Source organism: Nocardioides litoris (genome assembly GCF_006346315.1).
GTDB lineage: Bacteria > Actinomycetota > Actinomycetes > Propionibacteriales > Nocardioidaceae > Nocardioides > Nocardioides litoris.
Genome location: NZ_VDMR01000016.1, coordinates 1 through 2,663, shown reverse-complemented (window position 1 = coordinate 2,663; position 2,663 = coordinate 1). Strand labels below are relative to the sequence as shown.

The window sequence follows — 2,663 nt, the reverse complement described above, 5'->3', positions numbered from 1 at the left end:
CGATGCCTTGTTGCAGATGACGGGGATCGTGAAGGAGTTCTCGGGGGTGCGTGCGTTGGGTGGGGTGGACCTGGATGTGCGTCGGGGTGAGGTGCACTGCTTGTTGGGTCAGAACGGTGCGGGGAAGTCGACGATGATCAAGATCCTCTCGGCGTCGTACGTGCCGGATGAGGGGTCGATCTCGTGGAAGGGCGAGGTGGCGAGGTTCGGTCATCCGCAGGCGGCGATCAATGCGGGGATCGCGACGATCTACCAGGAGCTGGACCTGGTGGATGGGTTGTCGGTGGCGGAGAACATCTTCTTGGGTCATGAGATGTCGGCGGGTGGGTTTTCTCGTCGGGGTGCGACGAACAAGCGGGCTGCGGAGATCTTGGCCCGGTTGGGTCACAGCGAGATCAAGCCGTCGCGGTTGGTGGGGGAGCTGTCCCCGGCTGGTCAGCAGGTGGTCTCGATGGCGCGTGCGCTCTCGCACGAGGTGGATCTGTTGATCTTGGACGAGCCGTCGGCGGTGCTGGACCACGGTGAGGTGGAGAACTTGTTCCGGGTGGTCCGGGGTCTGACGGCGCAGGGTGTGGCGGTGGTCTACATCACTCACCGGTTGGAGGAGATCCGCGAGATCGGGGATCGGATCACGGTGTTGAAGGACGGGATCACCGTTGCGACGGGTCTGCCGGCGAAGACCACGGCCACTGCGGAGCTGATCAAGCTGATGACGGGTCGGGCGATCGAGTACGTCTTCCCCCAGCGTGAGGCTGACGTGGCGCCGCCGGCGGCGGGTCAGGACGCGGTGCTGGAGGTGCGTGACCTGGGGTTGGACGGGGTGTTCTCGGGGGTCGACCTGACGGTGCGTGGTGGGGAGATCGTGGGTCTGGCCGGTCTGGTCGGGTCGGGTCGTACGGAGATCTTGGAGACGATCTACGGTGCTCGTCGGGCGTCGTCGGGCACGGTGAGTGTGGACGGGAAGCGTCTGCGGCGTGGTGCGGTGGAGGCTGCGGTGAGGGCCGGGATCGGTCTGGCGCCGGAGGAGCGGAAGTCCCAGGGTCTGCTGCTGGACCAGGCGGTCTACGCCAACATCAGTGTGTCGTCGATGAGCCGGTTCCAGCGGGTCGGGTTCATCCAGCGTGGTCGGGAGCGGGCCAAGGCGCGTGAGCTGGTCGATGCCCTGGACGTGCGTCCGCGTGACATCGCGCGTCATGTGCGGACGATGTCGGGTGGGAACCAGCAGAAGGTGGTGCTCGCGCGGTGGCTGCTGCGGGGGTGTCGGGTGTTGTTGCTCGATGAGCCGACGCGTGGTGTGGACGTGGGTGCCCGGTCGGAGATCTACAAGCTGGTCCGCAGCCTGGCTGATTCGGGTGTGGCTGTGGTGGTCGTGTCCAGCGAGGTCGAGGAGGTGCTCGGCCTGGCGGACCGGGTGCTGGTGGTCCGTGAAGGACGTGTCGTGCATGAAGCCGCCGCTGCCCATCTTGATGAGTCCCGGGTCTTGGACCTGGTGATGGAAGGAACCCCCGCATGAGCGACTCCACGATCCCGACGAGCCGCGCCGGCGAGCGCCCCTCGCTGGGCAAGCACGCCGAGGCACCGGCTGGTGCGCAGGCTGGGTCGGCCGACCCGGTCGACCCGGTCGAGGCGCTGCCGAAGACCGGGCACACCCCGTCCTCGCAGACCACCGACCCGCACCACTCGGGCAAGGGTGAGGACAACCTGGCGGCGCGGTTGGGGGAGGCGGGGTTCTTCCGGATCCTGGGTCTGGTCGCGGTGCTGGTGGTGGTCGCGGTGGTGGGCACGGTGACGGCGGGTGACCGGTTCCTCTCGGGTGACAACTTCCTGACGATCCTGCGTGCCTCTGCTGCGATCGGGGTGGTGGCGATCGGGATGACGTTCGTGATCACCGGTGGTGGCATCGACCTCTCGGTGGGGGCGTTGGTGGCGTTGTCGTCGGTGTGGGCGACCACGGTGGCGAACAAGGAGATCGCGGCTGACACCCATTGGGCGTTCTTGGTGTTGGTGGCGTTGTTGGTCGGTGGTGTCGCGGGGCTGGTGAACGGGGTGTTGATCGCCTACGGCAAGGTCGTGGCGTTCATCGCGACGTTGGCGATGCTGGTCGCGGCGCGTGGTCTGGCTGAGCTGATCAGTGACAACCGGAACCAGTCCGCCTCGGAGCTGCGGGGCCTGTTCGACTTCTTCGGCGCCAAGCCGTTGGGGATCGACATGGTGATCTGGGTGTTCGTGGTGGTCGCGGTCGTGGGCTGGGTGGTGTTGAACCGGACCACGTTCGGTCGTCGGACCTTCGCGGTGGGGGGCAACCCCGAGGCTGCGCGGTTGGCGGGGATCAACGTGCGTCGTCACACGCTGCTGCTGTACGTGCTGACCGGTGTGTGTGCGGGTCTGGCGGCGACGATGATGATCGCCCGGACCACCGTCGGCACCAGCTCGCACGGTGAGCTGTGGGAGCTGGACGCGATCGCTGCGGTCGTGATCGGTGGGACCCTGCTCGCGGGTGGTCGGGGCACGATCACCGGGACCGTGATGGGTGTGTTGATCTTCACCACCTTGACCAACGTGTTCGTCCTGAACAACCGTCCGCCCTCTGAGCAGGACCTGCTCAAGGGCGCTGTCATCGTCGCCGCCGTCCTGCTCCAGCAGTTCGTGGCGTCTCGGAAGCG

2 protein-coding genes are annotated in these 2,663 nt (G+C 66.8%); both read left to right on the top strand.

Going from position 1 to position 2,663, the window contains the following annotated elements:
- Positions 1 to 1,513: sugar ABC transporter ATP-binding protein (locus FJQ57_RS22070; RefSeq protein WP_211349333.1), on the top strand; the 1,513-nt coding region annotated here is incomplete at its 5' end.
- Positions 1,510 to 2,663: ABC transporter permease (locus FJQ57_RS22065; RefSeq protein ID WP_139984536.1), on the top strand; the 1,154-nt coding region annotated here is incomplete at its 3' end. The genes FJQ57_RS22070 and FJQ57_RS22065, both read left to right, overlap by 4 nt.